The organism is Enterobacter sp. UPMP2061, assembly GCF_053709615.1.
Window position 1 is genome coordinate 551306 of the sequence record NZ_JBSKJP010000002.1, and the last position, 22448, is coordinate 573753.

Genomic DNA, 22448 nt, shown 5'->3' on the forward strand with positions numbered 1-22448 from the left:
ACTGAGTACAGAACACTATGATTCGATTTGCCTCGTTCGTTTTTACGCTTGGTATTCTGGTTCCCGCTGCATCTGCTGTAACCTACCCCCTCCCTCCCGAGGGCAGCCGCCTGGTGGGGGCACCGATCACCATCACCGTGCCTGAGGGCAATACTCTGCCGCTCGAAGCGTTTGCAGCGCAGCACGGACAGGGGTTGAGCAATATGCTGGAAGCCAACCCGGGGGTGGATCCGTTTTTACCGCAAGCCGGAACACAGCTGGTGGTACCCCAGCAGCTTATTCTGCCGCCAACGGTGCGCGAGGGGATTGTGGTGAACGTCGCGGAAATGCGACTTTACTATTATCCACCCGGCAGCAACACGGTTGAGGTGCTGCCTATTGGCATCGGTCAGGCCGGGCGCGAAACGCCGCGTAACTGGGTAACCGCCGTTGAGCGCAAACAGGAAGGCCCAACCTGGTCACCCACGCCAAATACGCGACGCGCTTACGCGAAAGAGGGGAAAACGTTGCCCGCGTTCGTTCCCGCCGGGCCGGATAACCCGATGGGGCTGTATGCCCTCTATATCGGCAGGCTGTACGCGATCCACGGTACCAACTCAAATTTCGGCATTGGTCTGCGCGTCAGCCAGGGCTGCATTCGCCTGCGTAATAACGATATCAAATACCTGTTCGATAACGTTTCGGTGGGGACGCGGGTACAGCTTATCGATCAGCCCTTAAAGGTGACCACCGAGCCGGACGGTAGCCGTTGGGTAGAGGTTCACGAGCCGCTGTCACGCAATCGCGCGGAATTTGAATCGACAAATAAGGTGCCGCTGCCCATTTCAGCCGCACAAAGGACGCAGCTAATAAGTGAAGGGGCGGGCGCTGAGCTGGAACGGCGGTCGGGGATGCCGGTGAAGCTTGCTATGCCCCGTGGCGCTGCGCTTACCGGGCCTACAGGACCGTAGGTCGGGTAAGGCGAAGCCGCCACCCGACAATTTTACCGAACGCAGAAAAGCAAAAAGCCTGCTTTAAAAGCAGGCTTTTCAAATTTGGCTCCTCTGACTGGACTCGAACCAGTGACATACGGATTAACAGTCCGCCGTTCTACCGACTGAACTACAGAGGAATCGTGTGAACGGGGCGCATATTATCGACCTGCGTACGCCTTGTCAAAGGATGGATCGCCGACTTTGAACTGTTTGCTGACAAAACCAGCAAAGTGATGTTTTTGCCAACGGAATGCACCATTATTGTGCAGATATACCCCGAATGGGGCAGATCGGAAACCGTTGTCCCCATCTCAAAACAGGCACCAGTGATTGGCTTTCCTTATTTTCAGCCGCTTAGCAGCGACATACACCCGCTGCTAAAAACTGGCATCCATATTGCAAAACCTGTTTAACAACACAGCCGTTACCGGCACGCTATTTTCGAACAGGGGGCAACATGAACTTAAGACGACTGAAATACTTCGTAAAAATCGTCGATATCGGCAGCCTGACCCAGGCGGCTGAAGTGCTGCATATCGCGCAGCCTGCGCTGAGCCAGCAGGTCGCGACTCTGGAAGGCGAAATGGACCAGCAACTGTTGATCCGCACCAAGCGCGGCGTAACGCCTACCGAAGCGGGAAAAATTTTATATACCCATGCCCGCACGATCCTGCGTCAGTGTGAACAGGCGCAGCTGGCCGTGCACAATGTGGGTCAGACCCTGAGCGGTCATGTCTCCATTGGCCTGGCGCCGGGAACGGCCGCATCGTCTGTCACCATGCCGCTGCTTCAGGCGGTGCGCGCGGAGCTACCGGAAGTGCTGGTTTATCTGCATGAGAACAGTGGTTCCGTGCTCAATGACAAACTGCTCAACGGTCAGCTGGATATGGCGGTGCTGTACGATCGCTCCCCGGTTGCCGGGATCACCAGCCAGCCGCTGCTGAAGGAAGATCTTTACCTGGTCGGTACCCGTGATTGCCCCGGCCAGAGCATTGATTTAACCGCTGTGGCAGAGATGAACCTGTTCCTGCCGCGCGACTACAGTGCCGTGCGCGTGCGCGTTGACGAAGCGTTCTCGCTGCGCCGTCTGACGGCCAAAATTATCGGCGAGATTGATTCCATCTCCACGCTGACTGCCGCCATTGCCAGCGGCATGGGGGTAACGGTTCTGCCCGAGTCTGCCGCACGTTCACTGTGCAGCGCGGCGAACGGCTGGATGGCCCGCATCACCACGCCATCCATGAGCTTACCGCTGTCGTTGAATATGTCCGCGCGCGGCTCCCTGTCACCGCAGGCGCAGGCGGTGAAAGAGATCCTGATGTCTCTGGTCAGTAAGCCGTCGCTGGAAAATCGCGAGCTGCAACTCGTCAGCTGATATTCCAAATAAGCATAAGATGCTGGTTTTTATTATTTGTTCTCCAGCCCGCCTGACTCTAACAATAGCCTTATGTCAGATGCGCCGGAGTGAATTGTGAATTTCCAGCAACTTAAAATTATTCGTGAGGCGGCCAGGCGGGATTACAACCTGACCGAAGTCGCCAATATGCTTTACACCTCTCAGTCGGGCGTCAGCCGACATATCCGCGAGCTGGAGGAGGAGTTAGGCATTGAGATTTTTATCCGTCGCGGCAAGCGCCTGCTGGGTATGACCGAGCCAGGCAAGGCATTGCTGACCATCGCTGAGCGCATTCTCAACGAGGCCAGCAACGTTCGTCGGCTGGCGGATCTCTTTACCAACGACGCTTCGGGTGTGCTGACTATCGCCACCACCCATACACAGGCGCGTTACAGCCTTCCGACGGTTATCAAAGCATTTCGTGAGATCTTCCCGGACGTACGTCTCGAACTGATCCAGGGCACGCCGCAGGAAATTGAAGTGCTGCTGCATAACGGTGGGGCCGATATCGGTATCGCCAGTGAACGGCTGAGCAATGACCCGCTGCTGGTGGCGTTCCCGTGGTTCCGCTGGCACCACAGCCTGTTATTACCCGCCGAACACCCGCTGAACCAGGTTTCACCGTTGACGCTGGAAGAGATCGTCAAATGGCCGCTTATCACCTACCGGCAGGGCATTACCGGGCGTTCGCGCATAGATGAAGCGTTCAAGCGTAAAGGGCTCACGCCGGACGTGGTGCTGAGCGCGCAGGATTCCGACGTGATCAAAACCTACGTCGAGTTAGGGCTGGGGATTGGCCTGGTGGCCGAGCAGTCTGGCGGAGAATATGAGGACGGTAATCTGGTGCGTCTGGATACACGTCATCTGTTCGATGCGAACACCGTCTGGCTCGGGCTGAAGCGCGGGCAGCTTCAGCGTAACTATGTGTGGCGTTTTATCGAGCTGTGCAATGCGGGGCTCTCCGTAGATGAGATCAAACGCCAGGTGATGGAGCCGGAAGAGGTGGCGATTGATTATCAGATTTAGTTTTTGCCCGGCGGCGCATTGTCTGCCGGGAACGGTAAGAGTGGCTCTAAGTCTTCCTGGGTGATGCGTGTACCGAGTTAAATAAAATAATGCCATCCATAAATGAATGGCATTATTATTTTATTCCTTAATGGCTAATTTCTTTTAGACATATTTAAAAAGTGTATCCGGCAGTTAAATAGTAGGCCCACCCCGTAGAGTCTATACGGGTAATCTGCCCTTTGCTATTATATGCTTTACTGCCTTCTTCAAATTGCCCACCATGATAGAAATAACGAAGGGTGGCGCCATAGCTCCAGTGAGAGTAAACTAAGCTGAGGATATGGGTAGAAACTATTGAGTCATTAGTACGGGAGTAAAAGGATTGCTCGCCACCTGATTCGTCTTTTAAGTCTGAGCCAAAATCAAAATTGGTGAAACCGATGTAATTTAGCTTGCCGCCAAACAGTGTAGTTAAAGGAATAGCATATTTTAATTTAAAGCGATATCCATCCCATTCGTTTTCGTTGGCGGCGTTATAATTATTCCCCTGGTATTTAGCGTAGATGTTTGCAGATAAAGTCATCGGTAATCCCGTATCAATATCCGTCCCAATTCCCATATACCAGGTACTTTGACGCTGTCCTTCGTTAGTACCCGCATCATAAATATAGTTGTGAGCAAAATACCATTCTTTAAATGGACCAACGCTCAAATCAAGTCCCGTTAATTTGTCGATGCTAAAACGTGGCTCTATTTCTGTAAAGAATGGCGAGCCATTGTCCCAAATACCAATATCGTTGTCATTTCCCAAACCAAAAAATTTAGGCAAATCCGCATAGCCGTAAAAATCAAACCAATCCACATGGGCCCACGCACGGTATTCTGGATAGAGATCCGACCTTTTTTGTGGCCCAAAGCGAGTAGAGTTGCTGCCGACTATGTTAATGCTTTGATGCCACCAGTCTGATAGATATTCATTATTACCAGAGTCCGCAAACGCAATCATGGGGAGCATTATCAATGCGCCTGGTAAAAGATATTTCATTTTTTTTCATGCGTGTATTTCCTTTAATGGGAGTATGTTGAAAAGCGAGTGGTATTTAAAATACATGTCAGTATTTAATCACTTCTTGTTTAATTCATTTTGCTGCGCTTACATCAGTCACCCTCATTTCATGATCGGGTTTAACTGGGCTATGCGCCTTCACATAATCAATAATTGAATCGGCAGAGGTAGTGCTGTTAATAGTTTTAATATTTTTCCCTTTTAAAAATGCTTCAAATCCATCGCCACCTGTCGCACAAAATGAGTGTGTAGCAACCCGATATATCCTGGTCGGATCTATGGGTTGATTATTGACAGTGAATTTAATGAGACGTTTGCCCAGCGGTTTTGTACTGTCATAGACAACATGAACGCTTTTTGATACTTGCAAAATACCATTGGTGAGATTAGTCGCATGGATCATTAAATCGGTAAGATCTTTTCCGGTAAGATCCATTTCAACCAGGTCATTATTAAACGGGAAGGTGGTAATAACATCGCCGTAGGTTAAATTTCCCTGTGGGAAATCAGCACGTATCCCTCCGCTGTTTTGTAATCCAACGACGGCATCCGGCACTTTTGCCATCATGGCATCAATTATCAAATTACCGACGGGTGATGATTCCCCATATGAACGCGTAAAGTGCGCCGTTGTCGAACCAATAACCTGGCCAGTGATTTTTTTCAGCCTGGCATTCCACTCATCAATTTTAAGCTGTACTTTTGGATCAGGTTTATATTCATCAGCAAATACAGTGATTAATTCACCTTTGTAACTCTCAATTTTCATCGTCTGAGGGTTAAAATCCAATACTAATTTACCAATGTCAGTACCATAGGCATCCGTTGAAACAATGAGAGTGTCATTAACTTTAATCGGTTCTGGCGTCCCTACATGGGCATGGCCTGTGATTAATACATCAATACCCTTAAATTTCTTCGCGGTATCGATATCAGCTTGTAGCATTCTGGCTACGTCTTTGTTTCCATAGCTTGACTGGCGCGCTGGCGTACCTTCATGAATAAGCAGCACGATGATATCTACTTTACCTTTTAAGGCATCAAGCCCTTTTTGAATATAAGGCTCTTCATCACGCGCCTCTGAACCAGCGTAAGCCTTGGCCGCAATCGTGTCATAAAATGCAAATTTCTGATGTACCCCGATTACGCCAATTTTGATGCCATCTTTTTCGACAATCGTCCAGGGGGTATTCCAGACGGGCTTTTCACTGTTGGTATAAAAAACATTACCTAACAAAATGGGGAAGTGTGCTCTTGATAACTGCTTAACCATGTTATCAACGCCATAGTCAAATTCGTGGTTTCCCACTGACACAGCATCAAAGGGCATGGTGTTCATGATATCAATAATGGCTTCGCCTTTGGTCAGGGTACTTATATAGGGCCCGGTAAAGTAATCACCTGCATCAAAGAAAAAAACATCTTTACTTATTTTCTTAGCATCATTGACGATGGTCGCTATATTCGCAAAACCTCCTACCAAACGTTCTTTGTCAACGGTGGGTAGTTTCCCAGGAGAGACATGAGCATGTAGATCGTTGGTATAGTAAATTGTTACATCTTTTGCATGAACTGAGGCGGTTAACGTTGCGAACCAACATAACGTAATCAGGCTCAGCTTTATATTTTTCTTCATAATCAATTCCCTTGAAAAAAACAATAGCTTGAAAAGGGTCCATGTAGAGGTATGAACCCTTAAACGTTTATTTTATTTCAATGCATTCAGCACCAATGCGGCGCCAAAAGCCTGTATGGTAATAACCTTTACTTTTTCACATCAGCAACGCGCATGCCGTTGAGCTGCTCATCCGTAATAGTGTTACCCGCTTTGAAGTAATCGATCACGGCATTAGAAACGTAGTAACCGCCTGTTGTATTACGCGCTTTACCCTCGGTAAAGGTGGTAAAACCATCGCCGCCGTCAGCAAGGAAGCTCTGAGTGGCAATGTGGTAGACTGTCGCATCCTCAATCGGCTTGCCATTAAGGGTAAATACGACGACCCGCTGACCGATTGGTTTACTGCTGTCATACTTCACCTCCAGGCCTTTTGAAACCTGCAAGACGCCATTACTTAAACTTGCGGCATGTTCCATCAACGTGCGTAATTGTTTACCCGTAAGATCCATTGTGGCCAGCTCGTTAGGGAAGGGGAACGTACTGATGACGTCACCCATCGTAATCGCGCCCGACGGGATCTCATTGCGAATGCCGCCCGAGTTGGTCAAGGCTAGCTGAGTATTTTTACCCGCAGCCACCAGTAGAGCGTCCGCAGCCAGATTACCCAGCGGGGCTGATTCACCATACGCGCGCGTCAACTCAACCGGCGACTGCGCCACCGTTTGTTGAACTACTTTATCCAGTTTCTTATTCCAGCCGTCTATAACCTGTTTCGTTTGCGGATCGGGCTTCCACTCATCGGCGTAAATGGTTTTAAGCTCAAAATTTTTCATCGTAAACTGATGCGGCTTCGTGTAGTCCAGTACCAGTTTCCCCACATCAATGCCGCCGCTGTCGGTCGAGAGGATCAGCGTATTGCCAACTTTAATCGGTTCCGGCGTACCGACATGCGCATGTCCCGTAATCAGAATATCCAGACCTTTCACCTGGCTTGCAGTTTGAATATCTTTATCCAGTGCACGTCGTACGTCGGTCCCTCCCATACTGGACTGACGCGCCGGTGTACCTTCATGGACCAGCAATACGGTCAGGTCGACTTTGCCTTTCAGTTCATCCAGATAGCGCTGTAACCACTTAATTTCATCCCGCGCTTCAATGCCTACGCGCGTTGCCGCGGAGACGGTATCATTGAAGGCAAACACGCCGTGCAAACCAATGACGCCAATTTTCACGCCATCTTTTTCGATGATGGTATAAGGTTTATCCCAGAATAATTTGCTGCTGTTCTCATAGAATATGTTGCCCTGTACGACAGGGAATTTCGCCTGGCTTAGCTGTAATAATGTATTATCCCAGCCATGATCAAATTCATGATTACCTATCGTTACAACATCAAACGACATGGTATTCATAATATCAATAATTGCTTTTCCCTTCGTTAAGCTACTAATATAAGGGCCAGTGAAATAGTCACCTGCATCAAAAAACCATGTCGCTTTACTTTTTGATTTTTCCTCTTTTACCAGAGTAGTGATATTCGCCCAGCCACCAATATCCCGTTTGCCGTCAGCAATCCATGGCACTTTATAAGGTTCTACATGAGCATGGAGATCATTGGTATAAAGGATGGTGACATCCTTAGCGCAGGCCCAAAATGGTAGCGTCGTCAGAATACCCGCAGCGATTAACTTTATCTTCATAAGTCGTTCCTTTCAGTCATATAAAGATTCGCTACTTTACGTTCTGAAAGGATTTTTTATGCGAACCTGCTCACACACTTATGCAAGAGTTATGCGGCAAAATCACCGACCCATTCAAATCGTTGGTGATTAATATTGATTCTGTTTACGATTAATACCTGTAAATCGTTTGGTTGCCGTAATTTAGGGCTGCCAGTCTCAGCATCTGAAGATTACAGTTGGCCAGACTACAGGCTGGGATATCCAGCATTGCACTGCCGGGCATGTGGGAGTTATCCCCCTCTGTTTAATGAACAACAATTTAATGAATGGCTTTTTTCTTGCTTAAGCGCCTATGCCTTAGAAAACGGTTATTTTTGCCCTGAATGTTATTGCCCGAAAACTATTTGTTATGGTTATAACCCACGGGGGACACAGCGCGTTCAGTGCCGCGCCTGCAAAAAAGTCTGGACACCCAAACAGCAAAAGCAAAGAAAAATAGTGTATCCAGAACGTGTTGAAACTGTGTCACTGGTTGTACCGTTCCAGGGGAGAATTGCAGAACAGAAATTGTATGTCCTGATCAGTTTTGATGCCATTCGCGGTAATATTATTCATCTCTCCACTAATTTTACTGAGCATCAAAGTGGGGAAACATTACGTTATCACTGGAAGGGAAATATCGAGCCTGATTTGCATCACGCTGATATTGTAAAACGCGTTGATATGCGAGAGACACAATTTCTGCGTCGGAGCCAGTTCGATGAAATACAGTATGGAAGCGCGGCTCTGAAATGTAACGCCAGAGGTTCGATTGTGCGCCCGGTGATAGCGGCTCACGGGCATTTTCGAATACTGAATCTCCTCTTTCCTGAGGTAAAGATGCATGTTATTTCACACGAATGCTTTCTTCGGGGAGCAGTCATTACCGCCTGGGCAAATTTGTTTCGCCTGGGGCAAGGTGAAATGTGGTTTATAGAAGAAGAAATCAACGATAATGATAGTGATATACCCTGGAATTTTCAGAGAACGTCACAGCATGGCTGGTGGCAAAGTCAGTGGCAGCTTTGGGAGCAGGGAAGAAACCGTAAGATGGTTTGCCCATTAACAGGGGGGGATAGCAGTAACGCTAAAAGGCTCTCTTTAACGGCCAGCAGGTGCTTTATCAACTGGCTATATAAACAAACGCATTTTAGTCGCAGCGCGCAACTATCCGCAGGGCGGGTGACGCAAATACTACTTTCCCTGGCGCAAGACTATAACGATAAATTTACATTAGCGCCTTCAGGTATGAATAATGGCTCAATCTTTTCGGCGATGAAGTCATGACCTGTGCGCTTCGTATATAGCATCAAGGGGTCATGGCTCGACATGACCCCCTATTAACATATGCAGTGATCAATTGCATCTGTTCCAGATTGTTACATCATTTGATTAATTTGCATAAATAGATGCCGCAGTGATGACGTCAGTAAGCTCCGTTTCATTAAATAATCTTGCACGGTAGGCCTCCCCAGGGTATTGAGGAGCGCCATCAGATAAAGAAATCACATCATAGATAGAGGCAACCATATTACCGTCTACGTCACTGATAAAGAATGAGCGCGCATGGCAGGTAAAAATAGTGAAATAATCACCATGATCAAACACGCCTCCCATAAAGTCGGTCCATTGGAGGATAGGCGTCGTTGGGAGTTCAACAGGCGCATGAATCTCAACAGCGGTGCCTGCTGCTAAGTCGACCGCATAGAACAGAATGCGGGCTGGATCTGTTTGATAGGGGTCCGACGTCGCTGCGTCATTTATCGGACGAATAACGGGGTTGCCATTTTCATCTACGCAAGATCGGTTATCGAACACTGATAAGACAAATTTTCCTGCGGTAGGATCGATACTGGCAGAAAAAGCACTATTATTCGTAATGCACACCGTATGGGCACCATTTTCAAAATGAGTAATACCCGAATTATCAATATGAATAGTCGCTTGTTTTGCCGGGAACTGAGGGTTGAAATTACCTGTGTCGATTGCCCACAAGATACTGCCATCAACGATAGAGATACCAAAAGTTGTACTCGTTGTGCGAGAATGGACAATAATGGCTTCTTCGTTATTTGGGCTGCTTGCAATCCATGTAAGAGAGTTAAAATGGACATCATTAGGCGTATTGTTATTCAGAATTTGAGAACCACTATATTCGCTGGTATAGTTTTTCGCCCAAATCATTTTCCCTGTCTGATCGTTAAATTTCAGAACCAGCGCATCTTGCGCCATCGTGTTGGTTAGTCGGTTAGGGCTATCGGTGCCAAACATATAAATGTCGCCCGCGGAGTCCCAGACTACATCATGAGTATTTGCATAGTGATTGCCATCAGCATCACGCATGTCGAATTCAAGGACGACATTGCCCATGATATCAATTTTGAAAAAGCGACGGCCGTACCACGCCATATCTTCGTCGCTGCCGGTATAGAGGTAGCCATTGTGGATCCGCAGCGGCTGGAGATGATAAACCGATAAGAAGTTAAAACGCAGGTCACCATTTTGGTCATAACCTCGGCCAGTGGATTCCATTAACCAACTGTTTCCCCATACAGAGGTAAATAGTGCAGGATCGGTTTGCTCAATATCGAGGTAGAAGATGACAGATGTATCATATTCCTGATCTTCTGTACTGATGATAAATGGCTGATTGAAAACTTCAGTACCCGTGTCATCCTTAAATACGACCTGCACACTGTTTGCATATTGCGCATAAAGACCAATAACAGGGATTTTAATGGTTTGAGTAACACCATAAATGAGATCCGATGTATAGGTAAAATCTACGCTGGTTGGACTGGTCGTCCTTTTTGTAACAGTGTAAGAATAACTTACCGGGGTATCTGAGGTAAAATAAAGGTATGCAGCGAGCTGGTTGTCGGCTGGTGCAAGTTCAGTTTTAATATAAGTAATTGTCATGATGGTATTCCTTTTATTTCATTCAATAAGATATATGGTTTTTTTCAGCGCAATTAAGCATCGCCTGTATAAATAACGAGTAAATAAACGCCTGACGGATAATTTTGAGCTTTGATAATTAAAAGCGATTTTGTATTCTCATTCTCCTATTATAAAATTTATGTAAAAAGAACATGGTTAATCATCCGGAAAATAACGATGCGCTGTATTCTCTGCGGAAATATACATATCAAATGTGTTAGGTTCTATTCAGGATACATCTTTCGTGATAGCTGAAAATGAACGCCATCCTTTATTTCCGTCCAGTTGCCACCCCACTCAACATCAACAGATAGCTCCTTAGCGGCCTGAAAAACAGCCGTTGCAATTGTCTGATAATGTTTAAAATCCCATGAAACGGTACCGTTGATGACCGCAAATACATCGACGGCGTGCCCCGTTAAATGCCTGCTTTTAGACGTTAAGGATTTTCCTAATGCTAATAGCTCAAGCTGTCGTTTTTGGTTTCTTACCCCTTCAGAAATACCGAAGTCAACAGGCGATAATTTCAATGCTTTTCTCATCACCTCCGAAAGATCTTTATGTACTCCTTTAAGGTTCTTTTCAGTCTTTCTACTAAATTCATGATTTATCATTACTATCTCCAGAGATTTTCTTCCAGTAATAATTAAGAGCAACAACACCCATTGCACCTGATATACCGCTGACTGCAAGCGAAGTATGAAATACTGAACCAAGGCTTTGTGACATCAACCCAGCAAGTACACCGGTAAATCCTGATACAATAATTTGTGCTAACGCAGAAAATAAACTTCTTCCCGACTGGCCTGACTTAACGTCAAGGAGATATCTGACAAGTCCTCCCCACGCGCCAAATAATATTATGTAAAGCCAGCTAAAAAATGCATTTGATGATGGGTCTTTCCATGGCAAAGCAATTACCTCCATAGGGTATATAAGTAAAAAACTTTAGCTCTTGATGAGATTATTTTTCCTGGTCTAACGATTTGCTTTTGCTATGCGATAAATAATAAACGTTGAGCAATCCCGTTTTGTGATGAATATCACACGGAATGTAATTAATAGTTTTTGCCGATCGATATTTGATGAATGATAGTTATGTGTTATTAATATTAATGATTCTATTTATTAGTGGAATATATAACAGGGACAGGTGAGGAGGTGGGGGTAAACACTAAAACGGCAACGGGCGCCGTCCTGCATTTCTCATGCGCTGAAAAGCAAAAAGCCTGCTCTAAAAGCAGGCTTTTCAAATTTGGCTCCTCTGACTGGACTCGAACCAGTGACATACGGATTAACAGTCCGCCGTTCTACCGACTGAACTACAGAGGAATCGTGTGAACGAGGCGCATATTATCGACCTGCGTACGCCTTGTCAAAGGGGAAAACACCGTTTTTGTTCGTTTGCCGAGAATTTCAGCAAACCGATGATTTAATAGCAAATTTGCTTTCAAATTGCACAGCAAATCGCGCCGCCCGCAGGCGGCGCGCAGGATCAGAACAGAACGGAGTAGTTCAGGCCAAACGTACGTCCACGGCCTTTATAAGTATAAAGACCCGGTGAGCCATAGGTTGGGCTATACAGCCCCGGTGCGCGCTGGCCCCAGGCGGTGGTGTAGTCTTTGTCCAGCAGGTTTTCCACGCTGAAGCTGACTTTGCCCACCGGCAGGGCGTAGCTGCCCAGGAAATCAACGGTATTATAGCCATCAATCTTCTTACCGTCGGCGTCAGACACGTCGAAGGTTTGTGTGCTCTGCACGCGCAGGGCCCAGTCGCCCGGCGCCCAGTTAACCCATGCGCTGGCTTTAGACGGGCTGGCGCTGTCGACCGTCAGCTTCTCCCATTTCCCGTTTTCACGCGTTTCGGACTTGATGGCGTTAAAGTTCGCCCCGGTGCTCCAGTCGCTGTCGGTGAAGAAATAGTCCACCTGGCCTTCAACCCCATAGATACGACGTTTATCGTCCTCCAGGTTGATGGTCATGTCGCTCTTGTTGATGGTGATGGTTTTATCCGAGAGCGAGTAGTACGCCGCCACCTGGGTACGCAGGTTATCGCCGGTGAAGCGCCAGCCCAGCTCGTAAGCATTGACCTTAATACCGTCCAGCGTTGAGTCGTTCACGTTGACGCTGTTTTGCAGGCGATAGTGACCATCGACCAGCTGATAGGTGCCGGAGCCGTAGTACTTCGCCAGGTCCGGGATCTCGAAGCCCTGGGAGAAGTTAAACCACAGCTGCTGCTGTTCGGTCAGACGTCCAAGGATCCCGGCGTTAAACAGGAAGTTGTTGTAGTCGGTTTTCCCGCCCGGCACCGCGTCAGCGGAGGTCGCTTTGCCCGTGGCGATTGCCTGCTGCTGGGCGTAGCCGACAAAATCGTCCACCTTGTTTTCGGTGTACTGGTAACGCACGCCGCCGCTCAGGGTGATGGCGTCAATGTCATAGCTGGCTTGCAGGAACGGCGCGAGGTTGGTAATGCTGTAACCCGGATAACGGCCCACGTTGTAGGCATTGTCCAGCTCCATGCCGCCGCTCGCCGCCGCTTTGCTCAAGTCAAAGAACTGCTGGTTGGCATCGAACGTTTCGTGGTCGGCATCCACACCCCAGGTGAGGGTCAGGTCGTCCATCGGCTTGCTGTTTAGCGTCAGCTTGCCGCCGTAAAAATCGGTTTTCTGCTGGGAAGCGCCAATGCTGGTCACCGCGCCTTTGCTCAGCGTCGGGAACGGGTAGTAGGTCAGGCTCTCGTCACGGTAGTAAATCTGCGCAACCAGATCCTGACCCCAGAAATCGGTGTTCGAGTATTGCAGGTTGATCAGGTGACGCTCTGTGCCCGGGATACGGTCAGAGTTCAGGTTATCTTTATTATAGGCTTTGGCATCGCCCGTGACCGCAGCGAAATTCTCCCCAAGGAACAGGCCGTGCTTGCCGTCGGATTCGCTCTTGTAGTACTGCGTGGTTAACTGGAGCTGCTGATGATCGTCGATGTTGATGGTGCCTGTCCCCATCACGTCGATACGGTCGGAATACTGCAAGCCGGTCTGGGTGTTATCGATAATCACCTCGTCGCCGTTGCCGTCATACCAGCCGCCGTAGCGCTGATAGGAGACCGACAGACGGCCAGAGGCGTTGTCATTGCCGCCGCTCACGGCTGCGGAGACGTTCTCATCATGGTCGTTATGGCTGTTAAACCCGCTTTTTGCCCCGGTCTGGAACTCCACTTCGGTCTCCGGCTGGCCTTTTTTGGTGACGATGTTCACCAGACCGCCGGTACTGCCGCCGCCGTACAGCGAGGTGGCGCCGGAAATGACTTCGATACGGTCAATGTTGAACGGATCGATAGAGTCGAGCTGGCGGCTGTCGCTGCGGGAAGAGTTCAGACGTACGCCGTCCACCATCACCATCATGGAGCGACCGCGCAGGTTCATGCCGTAGTTGGTACGTCCCTGGCTGCTGACGTCCATGCCGGGGATCAGCTGGGCCAGCACGTCTTTAATCTCTTTCCCGCCCTGAACCTGCTGCTCAATTTCCGCCCGCTCAATAACCCAGGTGGTTTGCGCCATCTCTGCCACGCTGCGATGTGCCCTGCTGGCGGAGACCACAATATCTTCTTCCTTTTGTTCTTCCGCCCACGCAGAGGTAGAAAGCATGGCAAGCAAGCACGGATTTAAAACCCAAAGATGAGAACGTTTCATTGTTATGTTGATCCTGAATGTGTGTGTCAGTACTCGGTGGTCTTCATTAATGATTTAAAAACCTGGCTGCTCTCCGGGCTGGTGGTGCTCCGCCAGTGGATCACGCCGGGGGTGGTTGCCAGCTCAAACGGCTCGTCATCGTGAGCGCGATTCAAAATTCGCGCCGCGCGCCAGGCCATCAGGCTGAGCTGGGGTTCGGCAATACCGAGACGGTGCATCCCGGCATTGACGGCAAACAGGCGGTTGCTCTGCGGGCCGTCCCATTCAAGGGTGAAATCGTTGTTGATGCAGAAGGCTTCATCCTCATCCAGACGCAGTCGGGAAGAGAGCGGGGCGAGAAACGCGGGCTGCACGGCGCGGTAGCCGGTGGCGAAAATCACCACGTCGCTCTCCAGCTGTTCGCGCCCGCCGTCCAGGTGATGCTGGATGCTGAGGCGATGTCCGGTTTCCTGGCGCGTCAGCGCCGTCACCGAGCGGGACGGCATCAGATGCGCCCAGGGTTTTTCGCGCAGCACTTCGAAGCGGTGATACATGGCGCGATAGATGGCCAGCAGCGACTCCGTGGTGATCCCGTCGGAGGTCATCTTCTGCTCCTGCAACATCTGACGTCGGGCGTCGTCACCAAGGGTCGAGAAGCTGTCCACGTACTCCGGCGTGAAATATTCGTTAGCAAACGCGGCTTCATCCAGCGCGTTGTAGTTGTTGCGGCGCGACACCCAGTTGAGGCTCAGCGGCTGCCCCCATTCCCCACGGAAGATATTTAAAAACAGATCCGCACCGCTCTGGCCGCCGCCGACGACGGTGACGCGCTTGCCCGCTAAATCCGGCGTGCGCAGCATCATTTCGCTGGCGTGGAAGCAGGTGTCGTCCTGCGCGGTGACGCAGTCTGGGAGATTGATCTGCTTCCCAATCCCCACGCAGACGTGGCGCGCCAGGAAGCGATCCCGCTGGGTCACGACCTCAAACAGGCCGTTTTGCTCATCAAAGCTGACCTGCTGTACCTGCTGGCTGAAGGCCAGGTTAGTGAGGTTATCCGCCGCCCAGCACAGGTAGTCGGCAAACTCCTCGCGCGACACGGTGCGCTGCTCGGTGGTGAGGAAACGGTAGAACTTTTTGCGCTGTACCAGATAGTTCAGAAAGCTGTGGCGTTTGGTAGGCTCCACGGCGCTGACCAGATCCTTCAGGAAGCTGGTCTGCATATGGCAGTCCGGCACCATCATCCCCGGGTGCCAGGAGAAGTGCGGCTTGCGTTCAAGAAACAGCGAGCTAAAACCGTCCAGCCCCTCTGCCAGCGCGGCAATACTGAGGTTGAACGGACCGATACCAATGCCGATGAAATCATAGGTTTTCATTGCGCTGACTCCTGGGAGACCAGAAAAAGAGGGTTATCAAGATCGCAGACGTAGTTCGGCAGCATGCGGCTGCCGCCGTCGTGTTCAGAGAAGGTCAGTTTGACCGGGTTGAGGATCACGCGAATAATCTGCGGCTTAAACAGGTCGAACTTCGCGAAGCGCGCCGTAAGATCCGGATGGGCGGCCATATAGCGACGTAACACCAGCGCTAGGATCTGATAGAAGCGGGTTTCGCTCACGCCGCATTGCAGGGTGAGGGGGGATATAAAGCGCAGTACCGTGACAAAGTTGCCGGTTTGCAGGTCGTGGATGATGTAATCCGCGCTGAGGCGCGCCGTCACCGCTTTTACCTGCTCCGGCAGGCTCTGCGCCTGCGGGAAATCTTCATCCACCAGGCGCATGTCGCCCTGGAAATCCTTCAGCAAAATGCGCTGCGGAACGTAATCTTTCATCACCAGCGTGACGTTCTGGCCGTGGGCGATGAGCGCCACCCCGTAGCGACAGAGCAGGTGATAGAAGGGGATCACCGTCGCCTCAAACAGCTTTTCCAGCCATGCGTCAGCGGTTAACCCCGAGCGTTTGATCCACGCGTCAATCAGCGGGCGCCCCTGGTTATCGGTTTCCATCAGCGCCGCCATCAGCACCGCCTGTTCGCCATCCTGTAAATAGCAGGATGGGTTCTCGCGCCAGATCACCCCCAGCATCTCCTGATAGCGGTACGGCGCCTCAGGCAATGCGGCATAACCCGGATGCGACAGATATCCGGCTGCGGGTTCGCCAAGCACCTGCGCCCCGGAGTGAATCAGCGTGGCATCGCTGGCGAACTGCTGCTGTAGCCAGCGCGAGGCCAGCGGACCGGCGGCGATATACTTGCCCGGAATACCGCGATAGCAGGAGGTGTTGTAGATAGTCAGCGGCAGCTTGATGTCATACGGCGCGCGACGGCTGGCGTTGGTCAGCGTGCGCAGGGACTGCTGCGCCAGATACTCATCGCCGAACTCACCCAGCTCTACCATCTCACCGCGCGCGAGCTGCGCCAGGAAATGAATGGCAATTTTTTGCTGCCACTGCCACGGGTGCAGCGGCACCGGCAGCCAGCTGTCGTCCAGATCCAGCTCCTGCCAGCGGGCGTCGAACCGCTCGCGCTCGGCATCGTCCATGGCGCTGGAGAGCAGGGCGTTAATATCGCAATCGGTGTCGCTGCTCCAGACCAGACGCTCGCGCTGCACGGCGACCCAGTGCAGGCGGAAACGCCCGCGATATTCCGGCGCGTACAGGCGCAGGGCATCCAGCCCCCAGCCGCGGCGTCCCTTGTTGAAAATAAACTTCGGGTGACCGCGCATCAGGCACTGTAGTTCGTCCGGGTCGAGGTGGATCAGCGCATCGGCATCCAGCGTTTCACGCGCCTGCAACAGCTGCATGTCACCCCGCAGCGTGGCGTAGAGATCTTCCATGTGCTCCGCCGTTTGCGCGTCGCTCATCTCCAGCACGGTGGCCAGTTGCAGCAGCGCGTTTTCCGCTTCAACCGTCGCGCCGCTGGTGGTGGTCAGGGTATCAGGGTCAATGTGCAGCCAGCCCCAGATCCCACGCGTGGCGCGAAACTGCCAGCACGCGTTACCCATACTGATGCGCCAGTTGTCCGCCGAAACCGGCTCGGCGCGCAGGGTGCGTTCATATTCCAGTTCGGCGAGGATCTTCGCCACCATCTCGCGGTTCACTTTCTGCCAGAGTGCGTTCACAGTTCCACCTCGTGGAAGAAGTGATGACGCTCGCTCATGATCAGACGGGAGCGTTTGTGCGGGAAATCGAACTCTTTCACCGTGTCGAAACCGGCGGACGCCAGATGGCGGAACAGACGCTGGTTGTCGAAGCGCGGCTCGGCGACAATGCGCGTGGTGCGCGGTTCATCGAGATACAGATAGTGGCTCAGGCCGCGCAGCCAGCTGCGGATGTATTGCGCCCCGCGCCAGTTCTCTTCACCCACCAGCATGTGCAGCCCGCGGTCAAAGGGCTGCCAGCGGTAGTGGCGACCAATGCGGTCTTCTGCCGCCCAGTAGAGTTCAAAATAGCCGAACGGCTGATCGTCAAAGCAGCCGATCACCGGGTAACAATAGGTCGAGTCGAGCTGGCGACGCAGGAAGTTCTCCTGCTCGGCCTGCGGACCGGCCATCTCCCAGAAGGCATTTACGCGCGGGTTGTTCATCCAGCGGGTAAAACGCTCGCCGTCCTGGGCCACATCGGCCACGCGGAAGCTCAGGGTGCGTTTAATTTGCGGATCGTAACGGCGATACACCTCACCCTGCGGGCGGTGAGGGCGCAGCGGGAAGTACAGCTGACGGCTTTCGTCAAACTGCATTCCGCCGCTCGCCTGTGGACGTTCGCCTTTCAGCCACAGCGGCAGCTGCCAGAAAATTTCACGCGCCAGATAATCCCCGTGAACGAGGCTAAACAGCGCCTGCGCCTGAGGTTCATCCTGCCAGGCTGCCCACGGCAGGGTAATGCCGGTCAGGGCGGGCGCGGCAACAAACAGCTGGTCGAGGGCGTCCACCAGCCAGCCGTCCGGGAGCCCGGTCAGCCGCTCCAGCACCGCGCTGCCGTCGAGACCCAGCGTCAGCGGCAGGTTTTGTTCCGTGACCGTGCAGCGAAAGCCGTAGCCGGAATGGACGATATTCGCGTTTGCCATCACGCCTTCTCCTTATAAAACGGGTTGCTAAAGTCGAAATAGATCACCGCCGGATCGACGATGGTGTTTTCGTTGCGATCGTGCAGATAGCAGAAGAAGTTGCCTTTGCAGTTCCAGGTCGGGCTGTCGAGCACGTAATCGAGGCAGCGGGTCTGCTTCGCCGTGGTGCGCAGTTCGGCCAGCGCGTCACGCACGCGGGACATCAGGTTCTCTTCGCTGTCGAAGCCGGCGGCGGCGAGCGCGGCGGTGACGGCAAGGGTAGAGTTCAGCAGCAGGTAATAAGGGAAGTAGCGCAGCAGCTGGCTCTCACCGAAGCGGTTTTCCACCTCGGTTTCACCTGCCTCTTTCAGCCACGCGTCGGCCCCTTCGGTCCAGGCGCTGCCCTGGCAGTCGCGGTAGATCAGCCCAACGGGGAAATCCTGCTGCATCTCAACGAGGATATTTTGTTGGTGCGCCAGCAGGACCAGACCGTAGTCCGCCTCGGCGCTGAACAGCGGAAGCAATACCCGGTCGCAGTAAGCGTCCAGCCAGCAGCGCGCGGCCTGGGCGAGCGGGAGATCCAGACGCTGGCTCAGACGACGCACCGCCGCGGCGAGCAGGCTGTCGCCGCCGTCCGGCGCGGCCTGGGTCAGGCTCACCAGCACGTTGGTTTGCGTTTCAGGGGTATCGAACAGCAGGTTGACGCGCAGGGCCATCAGGCTCTCTTCCTGAACGACGCCGTGCTCATCGCACAGCCCCGCCCAGCCGTCCTCCTGCATCACGCGCATGGTCGGGTAGCGCGCCTGAAGTTCCTGCCAGCGTGCCGTTTTCGCCAGCCGCGCCAGGCGCATGCCGCGCTTAACCTCTTTCACCGACAGCGTGCGCACGGAGTTGGTCAGCCGCACGCTCAGGGAAAACTTAATCATGTCGCTGTTGGTTTCGCTGTACAGCGAGCGGGAAGAGCTGGTGGGCAGCCATTGCGCACCGGCTTCGCCCAGATCGCGCAGGGCGCCTTTTTCTACCAGACGCTGGCACCAGTCCTGCTCCAGCAGATAGTCGGCCTGCCACGGGTGCATCGGCAGCAGCCAGCAGGTGTCGGTGAAGTGACCGAGAAGGGCCGGCGCGCTCTGCGCTGCAAAGCGCAGCAGACGTTCCCGCAGGGAGACATTCAGGCTGTCGCCGGTAATCAGCTCATGCTCAACCGCAAACCAGCGCAGCGGGAAGCGGGAGGCGAAATCCGGCAGATAGCGACGCGCCTCGGCCTCGTTAAACGGCTCGTGCGACTTTGGGGCAGGATGAAAAGCATGGCCGACCAGCAGCGCCTGTTCCGCTTCGGCAAAGGTCAGCGGCTTATCGCGCAGGTTTGCCCAGTTGTGGCGTAAATCAATGGCCTGCCAGGTATGCGTATGGCTTTCCAGGACGCGCTGCTTAAAGCGAGCCAGCGTATCAGCATCCAGATCGCCTTTTACCGTCTCTTTTTGAAGAATGAAATCAATCAGTTGATGAAATGTGACCGTGTCACCGCCGTCGCTGTCGGCCTGAATCAGCGTTGCCGGAAAACAATACTGGTGATGCTGCGTGGGGGAGAAATAGCGTACCGGAACCCGAATGGCCTGGGTTGGGGAGAGCGGGATATGAATCTGTGATAACTCATCCGCACGGGTTGCGGGAAGATAATGCCAGTCCTTCGTTTCGCGCAGCAGCGCGTTCAAAAAACACTGAGCCGCAACATCTGTACCGGCGGAGCGGGGCAGAGTACGCATAGTTGTACCTCATTCCATGACTGATAATAATTCTCGTTATGATATTCATTCTGTTTACAGTGGCAACTATTTTTGCAATATTTGTTTTCATAAACTTCATAATTTCCACACATTTATTGACATTATCTTCACAATTTTATGCGCACCCGTACTGAGAATCTCACTGACGTTGTGACCCCTAAAGCTAACTGGCCCCTGGCACTGGGCGCCGGTTTATTAGGTATTGGGCAAAACGGTTTGCTGGTTATGCTGCCGCAGCTGGTCTCCCTGACCGGACTGTCGCTCTCCGTCTGGGCCGGGCTGCTGATGTTCGGCTCGATGCTCTTTTTACCCGCATCGCCCTGGTGGGGACGCCAGAGCGAGCGGCACGGCTGTAAGATCGTTATGCTGGCCTCGCTGGGCGGCTATCTGGCGAGCTTTGTCGTGATGGCGCTGGTGGTCTGGGCGATGGCGAACGGCGCGCTGAATGCTCTCTGGGGAATGGCAGGCCTGGTGCTGTCGCGCATGCTGTACGGCCTGACGGTATCAGGGCTGGTGCCTGCGGCCCAGACGTGGGCCATTCAACGCGCGGGGCTGGATAAAAGGATGGCGGCGCTGGCGACGATAAGCTCTGGCCTTAGCTGCGGGCGTCTGCTGGGACCGCCCCTGGCCGCGCTGATGCTCAGCGTCAGCCCGGTCGCACCGCTCTGGCTGATGGCGCTGGCACCGTTTATCGCGCTGCTGCTGGTGCTGCGCGAAGCCGCCGATCCCCCGCTGCCGCCGGTGGCGCACCAGTCGACGCGGTTACAGGCCTCCATGCTGCCTTTCCTGGTGCTGGCACTGCTGCTGGCGGCGCTGGTCAGCCTGATGCAGCTTGGTTTATCGCCGCATCTTCACCCGTTATTTAATGGCGATGCCGTGCAAATCAGCCATCATGTCGCGCTGCTGCTGAGCCTGGCCGCGCTGGCGACCCTGGCGGCGCAGTTTCTGGTGGTACGCCCGCAGCATTTTACCCCGAGAGTTTTACTCTTAATTGCCGCGGTCTTGATGGTGGCGGGTCTTGGGCTGATGTGTCTCGCCAGTTTAGCCCTGTTCTACGTGGGAATTGTCATCACTTCGCTGGGGGCCGCCATGGCAACGCCGGGATACCAGCTTTTGCTCAACGATCGGCTGACGACGGGCAAAGGCGCAGGGGTGATCGCCACCAGCCATACGCTGGGGTACGGTGCCAGCGCGCTGCTGGTACCCGTGGTGACGCGCTTTTACGGTGAGCAGTTTTTGATTACTGCCGCATGGGGAATGGCGCTGCTGTTTCTCGCGGTGAGCGTGTGGGTACGATCGACCGATCGTACCTCTGCTGAACATTAGTGGAACGGATGAGAGGATGTGCTGGCTGCGTCCTCACTTTGCCGCAGACGCTGAAGCGGATCCTGCTGATAAAACTGGCAAAAACGCTGCCATAGCGCCGGGAAGCGCGGAGCGAAAAGCTCAGGTGCGCTAAAGAAATACTCGGACAGTACCGCAAAACACTCGGCGGGATCGGTCGCGGCATAGGCATCAATGCTGGCCGCGCTTTCACCCACCAGGTCTATCTCATCCTGAATGTTTTCCATCGCCGCGTGCAGGTCGTGCTCCCATCCCGCGACTTCACGCAGCGGGATCAGCGGCACGCCGCTGGCGCGATCGCCGTTGCGGGTATCCAGCTTATGCGCCACTTCGTGAATGATCAGGTTGAAGCCCGAGGCATCGAACGAGTCCTGAATATCCAGCCAGTTGAGGATGATTGGCCCTTGCTGCCAGCTTTGCCCGGACTGCACCATACGCTGGTTGTGCACCAGCCCGATGTCATCCTCCCACTCATCATCGACGATAAACGGCGCCGGGTAGATCAGCACTTCGTGGAAGCCATCCAGCCATTCGATACCCAGCTCCAGCACCGGCAAGCAGAAGAGCAGGGCGATGCGGGAATTTTTAAGCGGATCCAGTTCGAAGCCCTGTAGCGGTACCAGCCGTTTTTGCTGTAAAAAACGCTCGGCTAGCTGAATGAGCTTTGATTGCTCTTCAGGCAAGAGATTCGCCAGCACGGGGATCGCCAGAGCCTCATCCCAGGGCAGCGCCATATTTCGACCAGCGTCGTTCGTTTTCCAGGGCCACTTAATCATCGCTTTGCTCGTTACTCGCACGTGAACAAAATGGAAAGGTCAGGGGCTGTTAGCATGCCAACATACTCTGTTAAGCAGTATGACACTCCTCTTCGGCTGCATGCAGACTGGCAGCCTGTTTA

Annotated in this window: 17 protein-coding genes and 2 tRNA genes; 5 read left to right on the forward strand and 14 right to left on the reverse strand. The window is 52.6% G+C overall.

Translation table 11 applies throughout. The features are described from left to right. Positions 1 to 17: 17 nt before the first annotated feature. Positions 18 to 950 carry a L,D-transpeptidase gene (gene ldtA, locus ACWKXX_RS08110; protein WP_261666157.1) on the forward strand — a complete coding sequence of 311 codons (933 nt, stop codon included), beginning with the start codon at positions 18 to 20 and terminating at the stop codon, positions 948 to 950. An 85-nt stretch (positions 951 to 1035) separates the two neighbouring features. Here the strand turns inward: ldtA and ACWKXX_RS08115 are convergent. Continuing rightward, a tRNA-Asn gene (locus ACWKXX_RS08115) sits at positions 1036 to 1111 on the reverse strand. Between the two features lie 320 nt (positions 1112 to 1431). Here ACWKXX_RS08115 and nac point away from each other — a divergent pair. Both nac and cbl read left to right on the forward strand, forming a co-directional pair. Next, a complete protein-coding gene (gene nac / locus ACWKXX_RS08120) occupies positions 1432 to 2349 on the forward strand; it encodes a nitrogen assimilation transcriptional regulator NAC (RefSeq protein ID WP_003859531.1) in 918 nt (305 codons plus the stop codon). Positions 2350 to 2445: 96 nt separating this feature from the next. After that, positions 2446 to 3396, forward strand: a complete 951-nt coding sequence (gene cbl / locus ACWKXX_RS08125; RefSeq protein ID WP_045142649.1) for an HTH-type transcriptional regulator Cbl — start codon at positions 2446 to 2448, stop codon at positions 3394 to 3396. A 154-nt stretch (positions 3397 to 3550) separates the two neighbouring features. On the opposite strand, the gene ACWKXX_RS08130 is transcribed toward cbl, so the two are convergent. The 3 genes from ACWKXX_RS08130 to ACWKXX_RS08140 form a co-directional block, all read right to left on the reverse strand. Continuing rightward, the gene (locus ACWKXX_RS08130; RefSeq protein ID WP_454540802.1) at positions 3551 to 4423 is read right to left on the reverse strand and encodes a nucleoside-specific channel-forming protein Tsx; all 873 of its coding nucleotides are present in this window, start codon (positions 4421 to 4423) and stop codon (positions 3551 to 3553) included. Positions 4424 to 4517: 94 nt separating this feature from the next. Next, entirely contained in the window at positions 4518 to 6080 is a 1563-nt protein-coding gene (locus ACWKXX_RS08135) for a bifunctional metallophosphatase/5'-nucleotidase (RefSeq protein WP_180240593.1), read from the reverse strand. A 128-nt stretch (positions 6081 to 6208) separates the two neighbouring features. After that, on the reverse strand, positions 6209 to 7762 hold the full coding sequence (locus ACWKXX_RS08140) for a bifunctional metallophosphatase/5'-nucleotidase (RefSeq protein WP_261666158.1): 1554 nt from the start codon (positions 7760 to 7762) through the stop codon (positions 6209 to 6211). A 132-nt stretch (positions 7763 to 7894) separates the two neighbouring features. On the opposite strand from ACWKXX_RS08140, the gene ACWKXX_RS08145 reads away from it, so the two are divergent. Then, positions 7895 to 9070, forward strand: a complete 1176-nt coding sequence (locus tag ACWKXX_RS08145; RefSeq protein WP_284329791.1) for a cytoplasmic protein — start codon at positions 7895 to 7897, stop codon at positions 9068 to 9070. A gap of 105 nt (positions 9071 to 9175) precedes the next feature. On the opposite strand, the gene ACWKXX_RS08150 is transcribed toward ACWKXX_RS08145, so the two are convergent. The 9 genes from ACWKXX_RS08150 to ACWKXX_RS08190 form a co-directional block, all read right to left on the reverse strand. Next, positions 9176 to 10702, reverse strand: coding sequence for an aryl-sulfate sulfotransferase (locus tag ACWKXX_RS08150; RefSeq protein ID WP_261666159.1), 1527 nt, complete (start codon positions 10700 to 10702; stop codon positions 9176 to 9178). Between the two features lie 245 nt (positions 10703 to 10947). Beyond that, positions 10948 to 11337 carry a M15 family metallopeptidase gene (locus ACWKXX_RS08155; protein ID WP_017693120.1) on the reverse strand — a complete coding sequence of 130 codons (390 nt, stop codon included), beginning with the start codon at positions 11335 to 11337 and terminating at the stop codon, positions 10948 to 10950. Then, positions 11324 to 11650 carry a phage holin family protein gene (locus tag ACWKXX_RS08160; protein ID WP_017693121.1) on the reverse strand — a complete coding sequence of 109 codons (327 nt, stop codon included), beginning with the start codon at positions 11648 to 11650 and terminating at the stop codon, positions 11324 to 11326. The genes ACWKXX_RS08155 and ACWKXX_RS08160 overlap by 14 nt, the downstream gene beginning before the upstream one ends. 329 nt (positions 11651 to 11979) lie before the next feature. Next, positions 11980 to 12055 (reverse strand) — tRNA-Asn (locus ACWKXX_RS08165). A gap of 163 nt (positions 12056 to 12218) precedes the next feature. Beyond that, entirely contained in the window at positions 12219 to 14408 is a 2190-nt protein-coding gene (locus ACWKXX_RS08170) for a TonB-dependent siderophore receptor (RefSeq protein WP_032654151.1), read from the reverse strand. Positions 14409 to 14434: 26 nt separating this feature from the next. Then, positions 14435 to 15760 (reverse strand): lysine N(6)-hydroxylase/L-ornithine N(5)-oxygenase family protein, encoded by a 1326-nt coding sequence (locus tag ACWKXX_RS08175; RefSeq protein WP_261666160.1) that lies wholly within the window; start codon positions 15758 to 15760, stop codon positions 14435 to 14437. Beyond that, positions 15757 to 17499, reverse strand: a complete 1743-nt coding sequence (gene iucC, locus ACWKXX_RS08180) for an aerobactin synthase IucC (protein WP_284329613.1) — start codon at positions 17497 to 17499, stop codon at positions 15757 to 15759. The genes ACWKXX_RS08175 and iucC overlap by 4 nt, the downstream gene beginning before the upstream one ends. After that, positions 17496 to 18443, reverse strand: coding sequence for a GNAT family N-acetyltransferase (locus tag ACWKXX_RS08185; protein WP_045349386.1), 948 nt, complete (start codon positions 18441 to 18443; stop codon positions 17496 to 17498). The genes iucC and ACWKXX_RS08185 overlap by 4 nt, the downstream gene beginning before the upstream one ends. Continuing rightward, positions 18443 to 20185 (reverse strand): IucA/IucC family protein, encoded by a 1743-nt coding sequence (locus ACWKXX_RS08190; protein WP_045349387.1) that lies wholly within the window; start codon positions 20183 to 20185, stop codon positions 18443 to 18445. The genes ACWKXX_RS08185 and ACWKXX_RS08190 overlap by 1 nt, the downstream gene beginning before the upstream one ends. 138 nt (positions 20186 to 20323) lie before the next feature. Between ACWKXX_RS08190 and ACWKXX_RS08195 the strand changes: the two genes are divergently transcribed. Continuing rightward, positions 20324 to 21532 carry an MFS transporter gene (locus tag ACWKXX_RS08195; protein WP_015572420.1) on the forward strand — a complete coding sequence of 403 codons (1209 nt, stop codon included), beginning with the start codon at positions 20324 to 20326 and terminating at the stop codon, positions 21530 to 21532. Here the strand turns inward: ACWKXX_RS08195 and mtfA are convergent. Beyond that, positions 21529 to 22326 (reverse strand): DgsA anti-repressor MtfA, encoded by a 798-nt coding sequence (mtfA, locus tag ACWKXX_RS08200; RefSeq protein WP_003859539.1) that lies wholly within the window; start codon positions 22324 to 22326, stop codon positions 21529 to 21531. The genes ACWKXX_RS08195 and mtfA overlap by 4 nt on opposite strands. Positions 22327 to 22448: the final 122 nt, after the last annotated feature.

Coding starts and splice junctions, on each gene's coding strand:
- ldtA (WP_261666157.1), top strand. CDS start 18: ATGATTCGATTTGCCTCGTTCGTTTTTACGCTTGGTATTCTGGTTCCC.
- nac (WP_003859531.1), top strand. CDS start 1,432: ATGAACTTAAGACGACTGAAATACTTCGTAAAAATCGTCGATATCGGC.
- ACWKXX_RS08130 (WP_454540802.1), bottom strand. CDS start 4,423: ATGAAATATCTTTTACCAGGCGCATTGATAATGCTCCCCATGATTGCG.
- ACWKXX_RS08135 (WP_180240593.1), bottom strand. CDS start 6,080: ATGAAGAAAAATATAAAGCTGAGCCTGATTACGTTATGTTGGTTCGCA.
- ACWKXX_RS08140 (WP_261666158.1), bottom strand. CDS start 7,762: ATGAAGATAAAGTTAATCGCTGCGGGTATTCTGACGACGCTACCATTT.
- ACWKXX_RS08150 (WP_261666159.1), bottom strand. CDS start 10,702: ATGACAATTACTTATATTAAAACTGAACTTGCACCAGCCGACAACCAG.
- ACWKXX_RS08155 (WP_017693120.1), bottom strand. CDS start 11,337: ATGATAAATCATGAATTTAGTAGAAAGACTGAAAAGAACCTTAAAGGA.
- ACWKXX_RS08160 (WP_017693121.1), bottom strand. CDS start 11,650: ATGGAGGTAATTGCTTTGCCATGGAAAGACCCATCATCAAATGCATTT.
- ACWKXX_RS08170 (WP_032654151.1), bottom strand. CDS start 14,408: ATGAAACGTTCTCATCTTTGGGTTTTAAATCCGTGCTTGCTTGCCATG.
- ACWKXX_RS08175 (WP_261666160.1), bottom strand. CDS start 15,760: ATGAAAACCTATGATTTCATCGGCATTGGTATCGGTCCGTTCAACCTC.
- ACWKXX_RS08185 (WP_045349386.1), bottom strand. CDS start 18,443: ATGGCAAACGCGAATATCGTCCATTCCGGCTACGGCTTTCGCTGCACG.
- ACWKXX_RS08190 (WP_045349387.1), bottom strand. CDS start 20,185: ATGCGTACTCTGCCCCGCTCCGCCGGTACAGATGTTGCGGCTCAGTGT.
- ACWKXX_RS08195 (WP_015572420.1), top strand. CDS start 20,324: ATGCGCACCCGTACTGAGAATCTCACTGACGTTGTGACCCCTAAAGCT.
- mtfA (WP_003859539.1), bottom strand. CDS start 22,326: ATGATTAAGTGGCCCTGGAAAACGAACGACGCTGGTCGAAATATGGCG.